Consider the following 1,128-nt stretch of genomic DNA (forward strand, 5'->3'; position numbering starts at 1 on the left):
ATTGGAGCCCGCCATCCATGATGCGTCCCGACGCCAAGGTCCAGAAGGTCTACCTCTATCCCAAGCCCGTCGACTTCCGCAAATCCATCAACGGCCTGGCCGCCCTGGTCGCGCTGGATATAAAAGTGGAGGTGTTCAACCCGGTGTTGTTCGTGTTCCTCAACCGCACGCGCAATCAGGTGAAGATCCTCTACTGGGAGCGCAACGGCTTCTGCCTGTGGCTCAAGCGGCTGGAGGCCGAGCGTTTCAAGACCCAGCCCGATGCCGGGGACGCGGCCATCGAGCTGACGGTCGATGAACTGAACTGGCTGCTCGACGGCATTGACCTGTGGCGCAACCGCCCGCACCGCATCCTGACGCCGCGTTTCGTTGCCTGAGCCGGTATAATCCGGCGCCATGATTCCCGCGCCCGAAACCCTCCCCGACGACCCGGTTCTGCTCAAGCAGATGCTGCTGTTGGCGCAGGGAAAGGTGGCGCAACTTCAGGAGCAAGTGGCCCTGCTGCGCCACAAGCTGTTCTCGCCAAAATCCGAGCGCAGCCCCGAGGATGCCGACTCGCCGCAGCTGGCCATGTTCAACGAGGCCGAAGAGCTGATCGAACAGCCGGCGGCGGTCGATGAAAGCGAGGAGCAAGCCGAAGACGTCGTCGCCCCCGTCAAGCGTCGTGGCAAGCGCAAGCCGCTGCCGGCCAGCCTGCCGCGCGTGGAGATCGTCCACGAGCTGCCCGAACACGAGCGGACCTGTGCCTGCGGCGCCTGCAAGCAGGTCATCGGCGAGGAAGCCAGCGAGCAGCTGGAGATCATCCCGATGCGGGTGCGCGTCATCCGCCACATCCGCAAGACCTACGCCTGCACGGCCTGCGAAGCGGCGCCGGTCACCGCCGACAAGCCGGCGCAACTGATCGAGAAGAGCCTGGCCAGCCCCAGCGTGCTGGCGATGCTGCTGACCACCAAGTACGCCGATGGCATCCCGCTGTACCGCTTCGAAAAGATGCTCAGCCGCCACGGCGTCGACATCCCGCGCCAGACCCTGGCGCGCTGGGTGATCCAGAGCGGCGAACAGCTGCAACCGCTGCTCAACCTGCTGCGCGACACGCTGCTGGACCACCCGGTGCTGCACTGCGACGAA

The 1,128-nt window shown here is 65.2% G+C and carries 2 protein-coding genes; both read left to right on the forward strand.

Features of this window, described 5'->3' with window-relative positions:
• On the forward strand, nt 1-377 hold a 377-nt coding region (gene tnpB / locus H165_RS0118120; protein WP_478212670.1), incomplete at its 5' end, for an IS66 family insertion sequence element accessory protein TnpB.
• A 19-nt stretch (nt 378-396) separates the two neighbouring features.
• The coding region (locus H165_RS0118125; protein WP_017940330.1) for an IS66 family transposase at nt 397-1,128 on the forward strand (732 nt) is incomplete at its 3' end.

It is taken from the genome of Pseudomonas thermotolerans DSM 14292, from assembly GCF_000364625.1.
Lineage (GTDB): Bacteria > Pseudomonadota > Gammaproteobacteria > Pseudomonadales > Pseudomonadaceae > Aquipseudomonas > Aquipseudomonas thermotolerans.